The organism is Mycobacterium sp. 4858, from assembly GCF_900240975.1.
Lineage (GTDB): Bacteria > Actinomycetota > Actinomycetes > Mycobacteriales > Mycobacteriaceae > Mycobacterium.
In genome coordinates this window covers 3,147,433-3,163,851 of record NZ_LT968776.1, presented here as the reverse complement: position 1 = coordinate 3,163,851, position 16,419 = coordinate 3,147,433, and the positions used below count along the sequence as shown (strand labels likewise).

21 protein-coding genes are annotated in these 16,419 nt (G+C 65.6%); 9 read left to right on the top strand and 12 right to left on the bottom strand.

Annotated features, from left to right (window positions below):
• Window positions 1–11: 11 nt before the first annotated feature.
• From C1737_RS23625 to C1737_RS23615, 3 genes are read right to left on the bottom strand one after another with little or no spacing between them, the layout of a single operon-like run.
• Complete coding sequence (locus C1737_RS23625) at window positions 12–1,019, bottom strand: hypothetical protein (protein WP_068098066.1); 1,008 nt, start codon at window positions 1,017–1,019, stop codon at window positions 12–14.
• 15 nt (window positions 1,020–1,034) lie between these two features.
• Window positions 1,035–1,253: a hypothetical protein gene (locus tag C1737_RS23620; protein WP_068098067.1), complete on the bottom strand. Its 219-nt coding sequence runs from the start codon at window positions 1,251–1,253 to the stop codon at window positions 1,035–1,037.
• Window positions 1,250–1,819, bottom strand: a complete 570-nt coding sequence (locus tag C1737_RS23615; RefSeq protein ID WP_067927496.1) for a carboxymuconolactone decarboxylase family protein — start codon at window positions 1,817–1,819, stop codon at window positions 1,250–1,252. The genes C1737_RS23620 and C1737_RS23615 overlap by 4 nt, the downstream gene beginning before the upstream one ends.
• A 124-nt stretch (window positions 1,820–1,943) precedes the next feature.
• Here C1737_RS23615 and C1737_RS23610 point away from each other — a divergent pair, with 124 nt between their 5' ends.
• Window positions 1,944–2,537, top strand: coding sequence for a TetR/AcrR family transcriptional regulator (locus C1737_RS23610; RefSeq protein ID WP_068098068.1), 594 nt, complete (start codon window positions 1,944–1,946; stop codon window positions 2,535–2,537).
• 496 nt (window positions 2,538–3,033) lie between these two features.
• Window positions 3,034–4,050: an NAD(P)-dependent alcohol dehydrogenase gene (locus C1737_RS23605; RefSeq protein WP_102419604.1), complete on the top strand. Its 1,017-nt coding sequence runs from the start codon at window positions 3,034–3,036 to the stop codon at window positions 4,048–4,050.
• Window positions 4,051–4,070: 20 nt separating this feature from the next.
• Here the strand turns inward: C1737_RS23605 and C1737_RS23600 are convergent, their stop codons facing one another.
• From C1737_RS23600 to C1737_RS23590, 3 genes are all read right to left on the bottom strand, one after another.
• Window positions 4,071–5,501: a FadD3 family acyl-CoA ligase gene (locus C1737_RS23600; RefSeq protein ID WP_102419603.1), complete on the bottom strand. Its 1,431-nt coding sequence runs from the start codon at window positions 5,499–5,501 to the stop codon at window positions 4,071–4,073.
• Window positions 5,498–6,688: an amidohydrolase family protein gene (locus tag C1737_RS23595; RefSeq protein WP_068096617.1), complete on the bottom strand. Its 1,191-nt coding sequence runs from the start codon at window positions 6,686–6,688 to the stop codon at window positions 5,498–5,500. Before C1737_RS23595 ends, C1737_RS23600 begins: the two co-directional genes overlap by 4 nt.
• Before the next feature lie 84 nt (window positions 6,689–6,772).
• A complete protein-coding gene (locus C1737_RS23590) occupies window positions 6,773–7,195 on the bottom strand; it encodes a lipoprotein LpqH (RefSeq protein ID WP_068096618.1) in 423 nt (140 codons plus the stop codon).
• 114 nt (window positions 7,196–7,309) lie between these two features.
• On the opposite strand from C1737_RS23590, the gene C1737_RS23585 reads away from it, so the two are divergent.
• Both C1737_RS23585 and C1737_RS23580 read left to right on the top strand, forming a co-directional pair.
• Window positions 7,310–8,056: an enoyl-CoA hydratase/isomerase family protein gene (locus C1737_RS23585; RefSeq protein ID WP_068096619.1), complete on the top strand. Its 747-nt coding sequence runs from the start codon at window positions 7,310–7,312 to the stop codon at window positions 8,054–8,056.
• 98 nt (window positions 8,057–8,154) lie between these two features.
• Entirely contained in the window at window positions 8,155–8,478 is a 324-nt protein-coding gene (locus tag C1737_RS23580) for a hypothetical protein (protein ID WP_082975063.1), read from the top strand.
• Here C1737_RS23580 and C1737_RS23575 read toward each other — a convergent pair.
• The gene (locus tag C1737_RS23575; RefSeq protein WP_102419602.1) at window positions 8,394–9,095 is read right to left on the bottom strand and encodes a TetR/AcrR family transcriptional regulator; all 702 of its coding nucleotides are present in this window, start codon (window positions 9,093–9,095) and stop codon (window positions 8,394–8,396) included. The genes C1737_RS23580 and C1737_RS23575 overlap by 85 nt on opposite strands.
• Window positions 9,096–9,279: 184 nt before the next feature.
• On the opposite strand from C1737_RS23575, the gene C1737_RS23570 reads away from it, so the two are divergent.
• Window positions 9,280–10,575, top strand: a complete 1,296-nt coding sequence (locus tag C1737_RS23570; RefSeq protein WP_102419601.1) for a cytochrome P450 — start codon at window positions 9,280–9,282, stop codon at window positions 10,573–10,575.
• A 1-nt stretch (window position 10,576) separates the two neighbouring features.
• Here C1737_RS23570 and C1737_RS23565 read toward each other — a convergent pair whose 3' ends face one another.
• The 4 genes from C1737_RS23565 to C1737_RS23550 are packed head-to-tail and all read right to left on the bottom strand — an operon-like array spanning window position 10,577 to window position 13,031.
• Entirely contained in the window at window positions 10,577–10,855 is a 279-nt protein-coding gene (locus C1737_RS23565) for a cytochrome C oxidase subunit IV family protein (protein ID WP_068096627.1), read from the bottom strand.
• A gap of 3 nt (window positions 10,856–10,858) precedes the next feature.
• Entirely contained in the window at window positions 10,859–11,437 is a 579-nt protein-coding gene (locus tag C1737_RS23560; protein WP_102419600.1) for a cytochrome c oxidase subunit 3 family protein, read from the bottom strand.
• Window positions 11,437–12,249, bottom strand: coding sequence for a hypothetical protein (locus C1737_RS23555; RefSeq protein ID WP_102419599.1), 813 nt, complete (start codon window positions 12,247–12,249; stop codon window positions 11,437–11,439). Before C1737_RS23555 ends, C1737_RS23560 begins: the two co-directional genes overlap by 1 nt.
• Window positions 12,246–13,031 carry a hypothetical protein gene (locus C1737_RS23550; protein ID WP_068096631.1) on the bottom strand — a complete coding sequence of 262 codons (786 nt, stop codon included), beginning with the start codon at window positions 13,029–13,031 and terminating at the stop codon, window positions 12,246–12,248. Before C1737_RS23550 ends, C1737_RS23555 begins: the two co-directional genes overlap by 4 nt.
• 99 nt (window positions 13,032–13,130) lie before the next feature.
• Between C1737_RS23550 and C1737_RS23545 the strand changes: the two genes are divergently transcribed.
• On the top strand, window positions 13,131–13,733 hold the full coding sequence (locus tag C1737_RS23545) for a TetR/AcrR family transcriptional regulator (protein WP_067922817.1): 603 nt from the start codon (window positions 13,131–13,133) through the stop codon (window positions 13,731–13,733).
• A 9-nt stretch (window positions 13,734–13,742) separates the two neighbouring features.
• Here C1737_RS23545 and C1737_RS23540 read toward each other — a convergent pair whose 3' ends face one another.
• Entirely contained in the window at window positions 13,743–14,126 is a 384-nt protein-coding gene (locus C1737_RS23540) for a hypothetical protein (RefSeq protein WP_197509201.1), read from the bottom strand.
• A gap of 320 nt (window positions 14,127–14,446) precedes the next feature.
• On the opposite strand from C1737_RS23540, the gene C1737_RS23535 reads away from it, so the two are divergent.
• The 3 genes from C1737_RS23535 (at window position 14,447) to C1737_RS23525 (ending at window position 16,415) form a co-directional block, all read left to right on the top strand.
• A complete protein-coding gene (locus C1737_RS23535) occupies window positions 14,447–15,145 on the top strand; it encodes a hypothetical protein (protein WP_369804522.1) in 699 nt (232 codons plus the stop codon).
• Entirely contained in the window at window positions 15,142–15,759 is a 618-nt protein-coding gene (locus C1737_RS23530) for a hypothetical protein (protein WP_102419598.1), read from the top strand. The genes C1737_RS23535 and C1737_RS23530 overlap by 4 nt, the downstream gene beginning before the upstream one ends.
• Window positions 15,760–15,893: 134 nt before the next feature.
• Entirely contained in the window at window positions 15,894–16,415 is a 522-nt protein-coding gene (locus C1737_RS23525; RefSeq protein WP_067922838.1) for a hypothetical protein, read from the top strand.
• The last annotated feature ends 4 nt before the right edge of the window (window positions 16,416–16,419 follow it).

The following is a 16,419-nucleotide window of genomic DNA, read 5'->3' as shown; positions in this document are numbered from 1 at the left end:
GACATACCCGGTCATGTCTTCGTCCCGCCCATCGAGGCCGTTGCGGCATAACCTAATTCGACGCGCAGCACGGCGGCGCGTCGAACGATTCCGTCGGGAGGGGCAGTGGTGCCGCCGTCGGTGGTGACGTAAGCGACCCGCCCGCGTTCGCCGTCCGCCCTCCCCCAGGCGGCACTCGACGGCCCGACCAGGGCCGCGTCGAACGGGTCACCGGCGATGTGACGGACCTCGCTGCCGTGCCGGGGCTGCAGCGGCACCCGGTCGATCGTATTGGCGCGGTGCCGGGTGACGTAGGCGAACCCGGCGTCTTCGTCGAGGCAGAAGTCGTCGGCGTTGTCGATGGCGGCGACGAATTCGGCTGACCCGGCCGGGTCCAGCGTCGACGGGTCGACCGCGACGCGCATGAACACCTTCTGCGCGGTCGAGGTGTAGTACAGGTAGCCGGTGTGCGGGCTGTAGCGCACGCCGTTGACCCCCGGCTGCGGCGGTGGCGGCACACCGCTGTCGGGGTCGAAGGCCATCGTGTCGTGGGCCAGCCAGACCCGCGCGGACCCACGCCGCGCCTCCTGGTCGAGGTCGACTCGCCAGATCAGGCCCGCGAAGCAGTCGGCGACCGCCAGGACCCCCGGCGCGAGCAGGCAGCTGCCGTTGAGTCCGCGGGCTCGCCCGTCGAAGGTGTAGATCAGCTCCGGTGTCACGGGCCGTCCGGGCGCCCAGTCGGTGAGATCGACTCTGGCAAGGTGTGATTCACCGGTGGTGTAGGCCAGCGTCAGGTTGACGACGAAGACGTCGGGCGTGACCTCGACGATCCCGGTGACGGGGTGATCGAAGGTGTGCAGCAGGACCGGGTCGACGAGCGCGCCCGGCTGGGGCGGCGGCACCCACCACAGTTCGCGCTGCAGGACGGCGGTGATCAGCAGCGAGCCGTCGGCGCGCACGGCGAGGTTCTCCGGAAAGTATTGCTTCGGGAAGTACGCCACGGGAGTGAGCGTCACGGTGGGCAAAGGCTGAACAGACATGGTGGTCCTCGCTGGTTAGCTTTGGTCGGGCGCGGGAATCGCGAGGGCGGTGAGAATCGCGCAGCCGGCGTGAAAGGTGCCGGTGGTCAGCACCGTGATGCCCAAAACCCCTGCGGCGCCGGACCGTTGCGCCGCTTCTTGACGTAGCGCGTCGTCGACGCGAGGCCCGGTGCACCGTAGCCGGGCCGGGTCGAGGTCGAGGCGGCCGCCCAGGGCCTGCGCGACGCACCTCACTGGTCCAGCCCCTCAGCATTGGCGGGCACGTCGAAGGCGCCCAGGGTCAGGCACACCATGGTGAACCACCCCAGCAGCACCGCCACGTCGACGATGCCGGCGTCGCCCAACAGGTCCCGGGCGCGCCGGTAGAGCCCCGTCGGCACCACCCGCGTCGTGACCAACGCCGACGCCAACTCGTAGACCACTTGCTCGCGCGGGTCGTCGAACGACGCCGGCAGTCCCGCGATGAGGGCTTCGACCGCCCGCGGGTCGAGGTGGCCGTCGCGCTCGGCGATGATCTCGTGCTCGTAGGCGGCGTACGCGCTGCGCCATTGAGCGGTGACGAGAACGGTGGCGATTTCGATCTCGGCCTTGCTCAACGTGGAGTATCGCTGAAAGTAGGCGCCGGTCGGCACGATGGTCGTCGACAGGGTCGGGTTGGCCAGCCAGATCTTGTGCGGGCCCGGCACCAGCCCGCGCAACCCCCGGGTGAAGTCATATGCCTGTTTCATCGCAGGCTCCATCTGGTCGACCGGCGTCTCCACAAACCGGCCGAATGTGCCGAAGTCAGTTGCCTGAGTCATGTGCCGTCATCTCCTCCTGGATCGAGGCGGAAATCCGCGAACGTGCGTTCACGTTTATGGTCTGCCCCGGCTTGCCGCCTGTCAAACGCGAACGCTCGTGCTTTTTTATGCTACGTTGACGAGCATGCCGAAAGTCACGCCGGAGTACCGCGCGGAACGGCGCGCACACATCCTGGCGGCCGCGCGGCGTTGCTTCATCCGTAACGGGTTCCACGCCGCGTCGATGCACGACCTGGTCGAGGAGGCGGGAATGTCCTCCGGCGCGGTGTACCGCTACTTCCCCAGCAAAGACGCGGTCATCGAGGCGATCGCCGCCGAAAACCTCGAGCAAGTCGTCGCCGTCATCGGACAATCCATCGACGATGGCGCCACCCCGCAGGCGGCCATTGCGACCGTGCTCGACTTCGTCACCCATCGCCACGGCGAGGACGGCTTCGCCGCCATCGCGGTGCTGGTGTGGTCCGAAGCCCTGCGCAACGCGACGCTGGCCACGCACCTGCGCGAGGCGATCGGCACCGCGCTCGCCAAGTTGAGCACCGATGCGCCCACTCGATCCGATGTCCGACTCGACCCGACGGCCGTCGCCGACCTGCTGCTGTGCGTGCTGCCGGGCTATCTCATGCGGTTGGCCCTAGGCGGACCCGAGGCGGTCGAGAATATTCCCACCGCCATCGAGACGGTGCTCAACGTTTCCGAGCGGTCACCGGAACCTGCGTAAGCATCTCCGCTGCAACAGCTTTCCTTAGGTGCCTATCGCCATATCCGATGAGCCGAGCAATCGATGCACCAATCATCCTCTCCCCCAGACGAATTAGAGGGAGATGAATCACATGGAATCTGTCGCGAAGAAATCGGAAATGCCGGAATATCGGCCACGCGCGGGCAGTTGCGGGTAGTGATGAACGCAATCGGTTACACCTCGGTGGCCCAGCAGTACAGCGAGCCGCGGTGTTACCGGAGCTCCATGCGGGACCCGGGACTCCCCGAACGCAGCGGCATAGACGGCGGATTGAGCCTGTCGCGATGGACCAAGAAGGTCACCGAACGGCCCACCATACCCGTGGGCTCGATCGGCGTTACCAAAGCCATTCAAGGATCAAGGTAACAACAAGATCCCCGCCGGACACACAACGACGAGCTGATCACCTTCGACGAGCACCGACGCAAACTCACACTTTGTTGACACCGAAACCGACAGAGAGAGGAATCAGGCGATGCGCGTATACCGGTTCGATGGCGCCGCCGGAGGACTCGACGGGTTGCGGCTATGCGACGAACCCGTCCCTTCACCACAGCGGGGAGAGCTGCTGCTGAGAATCAAGGCCGTCGCACTGAACTACCGGGACATCGCGATCCCCCTCGGCCGCTACGTGCGGGACGCCAGGCATGGTCTGGTGCCGTGCAGCGACGCCGCCGCCGAGGTCGTCGAGGCGGGCGAGGGCGTCGACGACTACCGCCCCGGTGACCGGGTTGTCAGCGCTTTCCACCCCAGGTGGTTCGGCGGCCCGATGCCGCCGACCGCCAACTCCGACAGCTACGGCAGCGGGCAGGACGGGTGGCTCACCGCATACAAGGTGGTGTCGCGGGAAGCGGTCGTCGGCATCCCCGCGGCGATCTCTGACGAACGGGCGGCGACGCTGCCCTGCGCCGGGGTCACGGCGTGGAACGCGCTCGGCGGACCCAACCCGGTTCGGGCGGGCCAGACGGTGCTGACCCTTGGATCGGGCGGCGTGTCGGTCTTCGCGTTGCAGTTGGCCAAGGTGTTGGGCGCCCGGGTCATCGCGACCACCTCGAGTCCGCGAAAGGCCGAGACTCTGCGGGAGCTCGGCGCCGAGGAGGTCATCAACTACCGCAGCAACCCGAGCTGGGGCGAACAGGTGCGTGACGTGACCGAAGGACGCGGTGTCGACCGCGTCGTCGAAGTCGGCGGGCCGGCCACCATCGAGCAGTCGTTGCGGGCGGTCGCCGTCGGCGGAGAGGTCACGCTGATCGGCTTCCTCAGCGACGACAACCCCGGCGTTGACTATTTTCTGTTGAGGGGTCGCGGTGCGACAACACGCAGCATCACTGTCGGCGACCGCGCCGATTTACAGGATCTCGTCCGCGCCGTGGCCGCGACGGGCCTCACGCCGGTCATCGACGAGGTTTTCGAGTTCGAGCAGGCCAAATCGGCGTTCGAGCGACTGCGCGATGCCAAGCACGTCGGCAAACTGGTCATCCGGGTGAGCTGAAGGCGCGTGGCGGACCCGTGTCAACGCAAGAGGTCTTTGACCACCTTGCCGGTGGCGTTGAGAGGCAGGGCGTCCAGAAACCGTACCGACCGCGGCACCTTGAACCCCGCCATGCGTTCGCGACACCAATCGATCAATTCCTCAGCGCTGACAGCGTCTTTCGCGACGACGAAAGCCTTGCCCACCTGTCCGAGCCGTGCGTCGGGAACGCCGACGACCGCCGCCTGCGCCACGGCCGGGTGGTGCATGAGAAAGCCCTCGATCTCCGCGGGGTACGCGTTGAATCCTCCGACGATGAACATGTCCTTCTTGCGGCCATTGATCCGGAGCCGACCCGAAGAATCCAGACTGCCCAAATCCCCGGTATGCAGCCAGCGCTCATCGTCGATCGCCTCGGCGGTGGCCTCCGGATCGTCGAGGTACCCCTGCATGACGCCGTAGCCGCGGACCAGCACCTCGCCATCGTCGGCGATGCGCACCTCGACCCCGTCGCACGGCAGGCCCGCAGTGGTGGCCACGTCCTCGAACGAATCGCCGGGCCGGGACAGGGTGACGTTGCCGGCCTCGGTGAGCCCGTATCCGGTCATCAAAGTCTGGAACGGCAGCTCACTGTGGATGCGGCGGACCAGTTCGACGGGGATGTCGGCGGCGCCGGTCACGCCCGCCCGCAACGTCGCCAGCTTGGCTTTGTCGCCGACCGTCAGCAGCGAGTGATACAGCGTCGGCGGACCCGGCAGCATCGTGACGCGTTCGCGTTCAATGAGATTCACCACCGTGTCGACGTCGAAAACCGCGACCGGCAGCATCGTCGCGCCGCGGAGAAACGACGTGACGAGCCCCGCTTTCAGCCCGAACGTGTGGAAGTACGGGTTGATCTGCAGGTAGCGGTCGCCTTCGCGCAGGTCGGCGAGCGTCGCCCATTCCTCATACATCCGCAGCGTCTGGCGATGATTCATCATCGCGCCCTTCGGGCGGCCGGTTGTGCCCGAGGTGAAGATGATGTCCGAGACGTCGCTTCCGCTCACCGTCCGCTCGAACGGTGAACCGCTGGAAAGGAAGTCGGACTTCAGATCGATGACGGGCGTGCCCGCCGGCGCGGTGTAGTCCTGGCCCAGGAAGCCCTTCTGAACCAGGACGGCCTTCACCCCGCTGCGGGCGATGATGTCGCCGGCTTCTTCCGTTTTGAACCGGGTGTTGACCGGCACCAGCACCCCGCCCGCGGTGAGCAACCCAAACGCAGCGATGATCCACTCCGCGGAATTCGGCGCCCAGACGGCGACGCGATCACCACTGTCGACGCCCAGTTCGGCAAAAGCGCCCGCCGCGCAACGGATCCGCTCGACCACCTCCGAGAAGGTGAGGCGCAGCGGACCGTCCACGACCGCTTCCGCGTCGCCGAAGCGGTCCGCCGCGCTCAAGACCATCTCGGGGATGGTCTGCCAGTTCGTCACACCGTGACGAGCCGGCCGAGGTTTCCGCCCATGATCTTCGCCTGGTCTTCGACAGGCAGGTGCGACAGCGCATTGATGTAGTACGTCGGCTCCGCGAGCCCCTCCGGGTGCGGCCAGTCCGAGCCGTACAGCACCTGGTCCACGCCGACTAGGTTGATCAGGTCGTCGATGCCCTCCTCGAAGAACGGGCTGACGTAGATCCGGTTCTTCACGGTTTCGACGGGGTCGCTCGGGAAGGCCTCCGGGGCCTTCCGGAAGACCTCGGCCAGGCCGTCGAGCAACGGGGTCATCCACTTCGATCCGGCCTCGACGATCGCGACCTTCAGCTTGGGGTGGCGATAGAGCGCGCCGTGAATCACCCACGAGCCAACCGCGTCCTGAATCGGCCGCCACTCGTTGAGGATGCCCATCGCGTTGGTCTGGAACGGCAGCATCTCCTGGTCGGCGCCGTCCCACTCGGACGTGTACCGGGAATAGCCGCTGTCGGACGAGTGCATGCCGACCAGCAGGTCGTACTCGACGACCCGCTCCCAGAACGGGTCGAACTCGGGCAGCGCGAACGACCGGGGGCCGCGGAAGCCGGGGACCGGAGCCGGGCGGATCAGGATGCACCGCGCGCCGCGCTTGACCACCCACTCCAGCTCCTCGATCGCCTTCTCGACGATGGGCAGGGTGATCACCGGGGTGGTGAAGATGCGGTTCTGGTAGTTGAAGCCCCAGACCTCGTCGAGCCACTGGTTCAGCGCGTGGATCAGGACGTGGATGGCGACCGGGTCGTCACGCAACCGCTCCTCGATCAGGCTGGCCAGCGTCGGGAACATCAGCGTGCGGTCCAGGCCGAGCTCGTTCATCTTCTCCAGCCGCGGGCCGGGCTCGAAGAACGCCGGGATCGCGCGCATCGGCTCGCCGAACAGCTCGCGCTTGCTCTTGCCCTCGGGGTTGCCGTACTTGAAGTACTCCTCCCAGGCGCCCGGTCGGGCGACGACCTCGAAGGTCGGGTTGGGGATGTAGTTGCTGATCACGCCGCGCAGCGCGATCTTGGTGCGCCCGTTGATCTGCACGTATTGGACGTAGTCCTTGTACTCCTTGGGCAAGAACTTGGTCAGCGCCTCCGGCGGCTCGTAGAGATGGTTATCCGCGTCGAAGAGCGGAAACGGGACGTCCTCCCGATGCGACAACTGGCCCATGAAATCCTCCTTCGCAATTTATGAGAATACTATTCTCTCATGGCATCGAACCGCAACGGGCCCCCGCCATTGCGCGGGAACCCGTCAGCAGGTGGCGATGATTTTGAAGGTCGCGGTGGCCGGCTCGTTGGGCTTGTCGGACCTGTAGCCGTGCGCGGTGCCGGTGATGGTGAACCTGTCTCCGCTCAGCCTGGTATCCGCGTCACCCTCTCCGCCCCGCGAGTACATGCCGGTGAAGCCGTTGACGTTGCGGATGTGGACCGACTCCGCGCTGACGGCGTCCGCTTGCTCGTCGACGACGACTCTGGCTCCGGCGAAATCGCCGCCGATGTCGATCGTCCGGGTCCATTGCAGTTGACCGCACTTGACGACGTTGAACGTCGTTTCGTTTCCGTTGACCGTCACCGAGGCGGTGCTGGACAGCCGGGTGGGCGGCCGCGGAGTGCATGCGCCGGCGGCCGTGACTGCGAGCACCGCCACGACCGCGGCCGCGATTCGATCCCGCAAGGGGTACCCCTGTCTTCACTGACGGATAGCGCTTCGGCCTGCAGCGACGATGTTATTCTCTGCACCTCAGACAAATGCCGATATCGTCTGTTCTCGTCCAAGGAGCGATGCCGCATGGTGGACCTGGAGATCGACGACGGGTTGGCTGTGCTGACCATCGATCGGCCTCACGCGCGCAACGCCATCGCCCTGGACACCATGCAGCAGCTCGAAAAGGCGCTCGACGCGGCGGCGGGCGCCAGGACGCTGGTGATCAAGGGCGCGGGTGATCGGGCTTTCGTGTCCGGTGGCGACCTCAAGGAGCTGCGCGCGCTGCGCACCGAAGAGGATGCGGCGGCGATGGCCAAGCGGATGCGCGCGATCTGCGATCAGCTCGCCGGCTTCCCCGCTCCGGTGATCGCCGCGCTGAACGGTCACGCCTTCGGTGGCGGCGCCGAGGTCGCCGTTGCGGCCGACATCCGGCTGGCGGCCGACGACGTCAAGATCGCCTTCAATCAGGTCGAGCTGGAGATCATGCCGGCCTGGGGTGGCGCCGAGCGGCTGGCCGAACTCGTCGGAAAGAGCCGGGCGCTGTTGCTGGCCGGCACCGGAACCGCCCTCACCGCGGAGGAGGCCGAGCGAATCGGCTTGGTGGACCGGGTGTTGCCGCGCGCCAAGTTCGACGAGGGATGGCAATCCATCGCGAGGTCGCTGGCTCGCCACCCGGCAACCGAGATCAAGCGCGTAATCAGCGGAGTTTCGGCGGACGAAGCGATAGCATCCTTTGCGCGGCTGTGGGTTGCCGACGCGCACTGGCGGGCCGCGGAGCGGGTCATGAACCGCACCATGAGTGCGCGGCGGGCGGCCGGAGGAGCGAGATGAGGGGCAGACTGGCGGGCGCGACGACGCTATCGGTGCTGCTGGTGGGTGCGACCAGTTCCCTCGTGAGCGCCGGCCACGCCCGGGCCGACGACCCGGTCATGCATCACGTCAAATACACCGTGACCGCGAAGAATCCGATCTACACCGACATCTATTACCTGGACCACCAGCCGGAGAAATTCTCCGATTACAGCCACAACCCTTACTCGTTCACGCCGCACGTCGATGTCGACCTCGGCCCCGGCACGCCGTGGAGCTTCGACCTGGACATGTCGAACCCCGACGATTACGCGATGGTCGTGGCGAGCACGGGTACGGAGCCCGGCACGCCGGGGCTTCACTGCGATCTGGCGGTCGACGGGGCCGTGGTCGTATCCAAGGACGGCCCCAAGGGCGTGCTCTGTTCGCTGCGCAACTGGTGAACGACCCAGGTCTGCGGCACACCATCGATCGGCTGCGGTTCGCCTTCCAGGCGCCGCAGGTGCTCTTCGACTAGTTGCACCGTTTCGGCGTGACCACCGGACATGCCGATCGCCCGCTCAAGAACCAGGAATCTCGACAAGCTGGACATGAGCACGGTAATCACGACCGGCGGCATCGCGTCTTTAGCCACCCCATACCGCTGCAGAGCGGCCGTCACCGCTTGCCGTTCCTCTTCACGCAAACGTTCTGCATAGTAAGCGATTTCGGCTCGCAATTCCTTGCGGTGGTTGGCCAACGCCATGAATTCCATGGAAATCCGGGTGAATGCGGGATCGGTGCCGAATCGCCACAACGCCCACAGCGGCTGCGGCGACTTCATCAGCTGCGCGTGCACCGCGAGCGCTTCTTCGCCGCGGCGGCGGAACACCTCGAGGAAGAGCTCCTCCATGGTGCGGAAGTAATAGTGCACCAGTTGCGGCTTAAGCCCCGCCTTGTTCGCGAGGCGGCGGGACGTGACTGCGGCGTAGCCCTCGTCGAGCATCAGCTGCTCGGCCGCGTCGAGCAGCAGACCGCGATTCTTCGCGTCCGGCGCCCCGATCCTGCGGACCGATGTCATCCCGCTACTCCGTCCCTCCCGATCGCGTGGCGACCACGGAAATCGTAGCGCGGCACGGCGTTGTGACCTTGACCACGACATTCCCGCCATGCTAAGCAGGTGCTCAGCAGATTCTCGAAACGGGGGCGGTTTCGCATGCCGACGAACCCCACCGGTAAACCCAGCCCAGGGAGACGCACATCCGATGAGTAACTACGAGTCGATCGACTTCTTCACCGATCCGTCTCTGGTCCCCGATCCCCACCCCTACTTCGACTACCTGCGCAGTCAGAATCCGGTGCTGCGGCTGCCCCATTACGGCGTCGTCGCCGTCACCGGGTACGACGAAGCCTGCGAGGTCTATAAGGACCCCGAGACGTTTTCCAACATCGTCGCCCTGGGCGGGCCGTTCCCCCCGTTGCCCTTCCAACCCGAAGGCGACGACATCAGTGCCCAGATCGACCAGCACCGCAGCTTTTTCCCGATGAACGAGCACATGGTCACCATGGATCCGCCGGACCACACCAAGGCGCGATCGGTGCTGGCGAAGCTGCTGACCCCCAGCCGCCTGAAGCAGAACGAGGAATTCATGTGGCGCCTCGCCGACCGTCAGCTCGACGAGTTCCTGCGCAACGGCGAGTGCGAGTTCATCGCCGAGTACTCAAAGCCGTTCGCCACCTTGGTGATCGCCGACCTGCTGGGCGTGCCGGAATCCGACCACAAGGAGTTCCGCAAGGTCTTGGGCGCCGACCGCCCCGATGCGCGGGTGGGTGCGCTGGACCACGAGTCGGTCGGCATCAACCCGCTGGAGTGGCTCGACGAAAAGTTCTGCACCTACATCGAGGATCGGCGACGCGAGCCACGCAACGACGTCCTGACCTCATTGGCTTCGGCGAAGTACCCCGACGGCTCGACGCCGCCCGTCATCGAGGTCGTCCGCTCGGCGACGTTCCTCTTCGCCGCCGGCCAGGAAACCACCGCCAAGCTGCTCAGCGCGGCGCTGCAGGTGCTCGGGGACCGGCCGGACATCCAGCAAGAGCTGCGCGACGACCGCGGCCTGATTCCCGGGTTCATCGAGGAATCGCTGCGGATGGACAGCCCCGTCAAGAGCGATTCACGACTGGCCGTCAAGAAGACCGCCATCGGTGGGGTCGACATCCCCGCCGGCACCGTGGTGATGGTGCTCCCGGGTGCGGCCAATCGCGACCCGCGCCGGTTCGACAACCCACACGAATTCAACCTGCACCGACGAAACGTGCGCGAACACATGGCGTTCGCCCGCGGCGTCCACTCGTGCCCCGGCGGACCGCTCGCCCGGGTCGAGGGCCGCGTCTCGATCGAGCGCCTGCTGGACCGGATGTCGCACATCGAGATCGACGAAGCCCACCACGGTCCGAGCGCCGACCGCCGCTACACCTACGAGCCGACGTACATCCTGCGCGGCCTGACCGAACTGCACCTGAGGTTCACGACCGCCGACGCGGTCGCGGTCGCGGGTTGAATCACAGGCTCATGCCGACGAAGTAGCAGCCGAGCAGGGCGGTGGCCATGGCGACCACCCACGCGTCGGTCAGCCGACCCAGCAGTGCCGGGGCGTTGCGGACCTCCATGAACTCGCGAAAAATGATGCGCACCTTGACAAGTGCGATCACGATGACGCTCGACGTGACCACCGCACTGGATTTCGGCGCCGTACCGACCGAATGGTCGATCCATAGGTAGGCCAGCGTCAGCGACGCCAGGATCAGCCATACCCCCAGCAACCGCTTGTTGAACTTCACTTCTCACCTCACCACGTACAGCAGCGCGAAGATGAGCACCCAGAGGAAGTCGACGGTGTGCCAATAGGTGGCACACGTTTCGACATTCTGCTGGGATCGCCGCGCCGGACTTCGGAGTTGGTAGACGACGACACCGAGGGCGACGAAGCCGATCAGCAGGTGCACGAAGTGAATGCCGGTGAGGAAGAAGTAATAGGTGAAGAAGTCGTTGCTCCCCAGGCCATTTCCCGCGTGCACCAGCCGAGCCCACTCGAACACCTTGAAGAACGAGAACGCCGCAGCGAATGCGGCCGTGACGAACACGTCTCGCAGCGCCGCACGATAGGCGCCGGCGCGGGCGGACTGGACACAGCGGGCGACCGACCACGAGCTCAGCAGCAGGACAAGGGTGTTGAAAACCCCGATGCGCAGGTCGAGCTGCGCCTGTGAGTGCAGGAAGAGCTCGGGGTTGCGAGCGCGGGAGAACAGGTAGAAGCCGAAATATGCGGTGAAAACCAGGGTCTCGAACAACACGAAGGCCCACATGTCCGGTTGGCCCGGGACGAATCTGGCCCGTGGGTCCCCGTCGGTCATGTCGGTCATCAAGCAGCCGCCTCTCTTCGCGGCAGGTCGGGCAGGCGCCCGGTACCGAAGTCTTCGCGGCGGATCATGTGAAACAGCATGACGATGAAAGTGACTTGGTAAACGCCGAATACGACCATGTCCAGCCACCAGGCGATCTCGCCATCCCACGCGAACACGCCACGCCGAAAGATCCAGCACGGCGCCACCACCACCTCGGTCAGCGCGTTGCACAGGTTCAGATAGCCGAACCACTTGGGGAACACGCGGTTCCTGTCGAGCAGGATCGCGACCATCCAGATCAGCGAGCCGATCAGGAACACCCCCATCGTGCCGTCGAAGGACAGGAAGGCGAAGTCGTAAAGCCAACCGATCGCTTCGGGGTCGCGCTCGGGTCGCAGCGTGCCGACGATCAGCGCGATGTTGAGCAGCAGCATGCCGGGAACCGCACTGAGCGAATAGATGAGCAGATACGAATACCCAAAGGCTCGGCTGACCGACATGCGCCGCATCGAGTATGCGATCAGGGCGTTGTTGACCGCGATCATGCCGCTGATGGCGAAGATGATGCCGAAGCCAACCGGTATCCCGAGACGGCGTTCGGAGAACCAGTGGAGCTGTGTGGCGAGGTCCCAGGTGGGCTCCGGTGGGGGCTGGACTTGCGCCACGATGAAGAACATCGGGAAGAAGATGTTGTAGAACAGCATGAGCGTCCCCCACGCGAACCACAGTTCCCGTTTGGGGTTGTGCCTCACGTGCCAACGGATTCGGCGAGGCAGGGCTCCAGCGGGGGGCGGCGGTGGGGACGTCGGCGGTGTGATCACCGCGCTCATGCGTTGACCAGTTGGTCTGGCCGCCCGTGGGTCTCGGCGCGCTCGCGATAAACGGTGCGCCCCAAGACGACGCCCATCACGACGATCCAGACGGCAATCGCGACGTTCTTCACCCAGAACGACAAGAAGCCGTCCCATGCCAGCGGTCCGGTCAGCGAGACGCCGACGAACGCCGCGGGCACCAGCGCGGCGGCCAACAGAAGGTTGAAGTGAGCCACCCAGCGGCCGAACACCGGGCTCGGCTGATCGTCGAAATAGATTGCCACGGCGAGTATCACGCTCTGCCCGATCAGGAAGGGCACGAGGATCGTGAAGGTGATCCAGCCGAAATCGTTGAGCAGCTGAGTGAGCCCCGGGCTCCGCTCCGGCCGGAAGGCGGCCAGCAGCCAGCAGACGTTGGCGACGAGGAACAGGGTCGGACCGCCGGCCGCGCAACCCAGCATCGCGTAGGAGAAGATCGGCGTTCGGTGCGCCATCCTGCGGAGCTGCAGCACGATCAAAGCCAGAATCGGGACTAGGCACACCCCGAACCAGTTGAACAGGATCATGCTGTATCGAATCTCCGGGAGATGCGCCGGATCGCGGTAGAACGCGGCGACCTGTTCCGCCGGCATCGTCGGTGACATCGGCGGGTTGAAACCCGGGAAGAGAAAGAACGCGGCGATCCAAATGATCAGGGCGGCGGGCAGACTCCACAGCAGGATCAGCTCACCGTCGGTCCGCCGCAGCGGCGCCCGCGTCGTGCCCCGACCCTGAGTAACTCCACCGTCGGCGTCGGACATCAGCACCCCTCCCCTACGAGATCGGCCACCCACACGCCCAGTCAGCGAAGCTAGCCGATCGGCTAGCTTCGAGTCAATAGCATCGTCTAGTCTCTGTGCGTGGGCACAGCGCGGGAGCAGGTCAACGGTGGGCAATTCCGGCTGATCGAGCACAGCGCGGCCCGGACGCGGGTGTTGGATGCCGCGTTGGAGCTTTTCGCCGCGCACGGTGTCAGCGGTACGTCGCTGCAGATGATCGCCGACGCCGTCGGGATAACGAAAGCCGCTGTCTACCACCAGTTTCGGACCAAAGAGCAGATCGTCATCGCCGTGACCGAGCGCGAACTCGGCCGGCTCGAGCCGGCCCTCGAGGAGGCCGAAGCATACGACGACGGGCCTCAGGCGCGAGATGCCCTATTGGTGCGGGTGATCGAGATGGCCGTTCGCGACCGCCGGTTGGTGCGCACGCTGCAATTCGATCCCGTCGTCGTCCGATTGCTGGCCGAGCACAAGCCGTTTCAACTTTTCATGGACCGTCTGTACCGGGTATTGCTGAGCGACGCGGGTCTGGACGGGCGGATCGAGGCGGCCATGTTCTCCGGCGCGCTCGCCACCGCTGTCATGCATCCGCTCGTCGCCGACATCGACGACGACACATTGCTCACCAGGGTCACCGATTTGAGCCGGCGCCTGCTCGGCCTGCCTCGGGACGCCCCCGACTGACGAGTGCGGCTATGTGTCGGCGCGCACCCAGGTCATGACACCGTCGTGGGCGAAGCAGACCAGGAACAGTCCGTCCGGCGCCTGCGCGACGTAGTTCTGGTAGTTCTGGCAGGTGGCGCCTTCCTCCTTGACGCCCGCCATCGGTGGTGACCGGAACCATCGCGGCTGGTATCTCCTGGGCGAGCCGCAGAACATCAGCCGTCCGGGCTCGGAGGCGAACGAGACGTATCCGTCGGCGACACCGAAGGCGTAGTAGGTGGTGTTCTCACAAGGCGCGCCCAGAACCTGATGCGGCATGATGCCCGGCGTGCAGGCGGGGTAGTCACAGACAGTCGGCCCGGCCGACGATGGCGGCGCGGCCAGCACACCGGCGCCGAGCAACGCGGCGGCCATCGCCACGATGAATCGCACGCGATTACTTTGCCACACCTGAAAAGAAAATTCTCCTGGTTGGAGAAGATCAGCCGGGCCGCAGGGCCGCCGGCGCCGGGCCGCCCCGACGGGGCTACGGGTCGCCACCCGGGAGGCGCACATTTGCGCATGTGGGAGCCACGATTGCGGCTGATCGATGACGCCGTTGACACCGGTCCCAAGTGATAAGCTCCTTCTCCGTGCACGAACCGGAGGGGCCTGACGCCGACCATTGCGGCGGCCCGGCGGGCGTGACCGATCCCGCGGAACCACGGTCGGGCTCAGGGGCCGATCCCGGCGCCATCGCACCCGACACGGACACGGAAGACGAAGTCGCCGAGGCGGAAGCGCGGGCGGCGGAGGCTCGGGCGCGCCTCGCAAGGCTGCGCGCGGCAGCCGAAACCGGCGAGGCGCACGACGACACCGCTGCCCCCGATGTCGAGCAGCGCTCGGCAAAGTCGATCCGGGCACGACTGCGGATGCCACGGCGCCCGAGGCGACCGCGGTGGCTCCGACCCCCGTCCCGGAAAGCAATCGCCGCGTCGGTCGGCGTCGTGCTGGCGTCCGGCTCCCTCGCGGCGAGCGGTTACATGGTGTGGCAGCACCGGGCGACCGTGCACAGACAACAGCTCGCGGCGGAAGTCACTGCCGCAGCGCGGCAACGGATCACGGCGCTGATGTCGATCGACGCCAACCATGCCAGGGACGACTACCAGCGCATCATCGACGAGTCGACGGGTGACTTCAAAGCCCAGATGTCTGCGATGTCAGCCATCATGGCCAAGCAGACGGAGGAATCGAAGGTGAGCAGCAAGGCCACCGTCGAAGCCGTAGCTGTCGAGTCGATGAGCGACAATTCAGCGGTCGTACTTGTGGCGGCGAAATCCGATGTCACCAATGCGGACAACACGCATCGGCCACCCGTCGTGTGGCGGATCAGCGTCGCCCTCGCGCGGGACGGCGGTCAGCTCAAAATGTCGAAAGTCGATTTCTTGCAATGACTGTCGAGCATGGTTCGTCGCCGGACGGCACGGAGACGTCGCCGCCCGACGAGGCGGGGTCGGCACCCTCTTCGCCGGGGCCGGCTCGCACCGGCGGACTGGCCGCAATCAAACGCTGGATCGGGCGGTGTGTCGCGAGGTGGCGTTCGATAGTCGCGACGGTGTTGGTCGTTGCGGCGATCGGCGTCGCCGCCGGTCTGTACTTCGTCCTGTATCGGCCGGATCAGCAGGTCTCCGAGGCGGCGGCGCAGCGGGCAGTCCGGGCGGCGTCAGAGGGGTCCGTGGCCGTGCTGTCGTACGCTCCCGACAACCTCGACCGCGATTTCGCCAAGGCGAAGTCATATCTCACCGGTAATTTTCTCGCCTACTACACCAAATTCACAGAACAGATAGCCGCGCTGGCACAGCAGAAGCACGTCACGGAGACGGCCCAGGTGATTCGGGCCGCCGTTTCGGAGCTGCACCCGGATTCCGCGGTCGTGCTGGTATTCATCAACCAGACCGCCACCAGCACGGAGAAGCCCCAACCACAAACGACCGCGAACAGCGCCCGGGTGACGCTGACGAAGGTCAACGGTTCCTGGCTGATCTCGAAGTTGGATCCGCTGTCGTGACCGCTTGCCATTTCGGTTCAATCGCCATTTTGTCGCAGCCGAACCGGTGTTAATCTCATTGCACGAAAAGCAGCACGCAATGTCGATACCGCATTAATAGTGTCGGTTAATTGAAGCGGGTCGAGGAGTACCTGATGCGTTCAGTTCGCCCACTCACCGCCGTTACGCTGGTCGCTGCCACCATATTCGGCGGCGTGAGCACGGCGTCCACAGCGCGGGCAACGACCAAGGAAGAAGTGGCCGTCAACGGAACGTTCCGCGCCACGTCCATCGGCGACTGGGCCCAGCGGAACGATCAGTACTTCGGCGAGCCGACGGTCGTGCAGACCTGGACCATCAGCTCGACCTGCGTCACATTCCAGGAATGCCACGGCACGGTGACCAGCGACCAGGGATGGAGCGCTCCCCTGTACATGAACGACGGGGAGATGTGGAAGGTCAAACGCGAAGTGCGGGACTGGGAGCGGTGTGAGGACGGCACCGCGTTCACCGGGCAGCAGACCTTCTACTTCTACCCGGTGAACGAATACGGCGGATATCAGCTCGGGTCGTCGACCTACGCCGGGAAAGACAAGACGGTCGGCCCGTCCGGCGCCTGCGGGCAAAACCAGTGGCTTGATATCGCGATGCCGTTGCGCCTGGACAAAATAGGCTGACCGG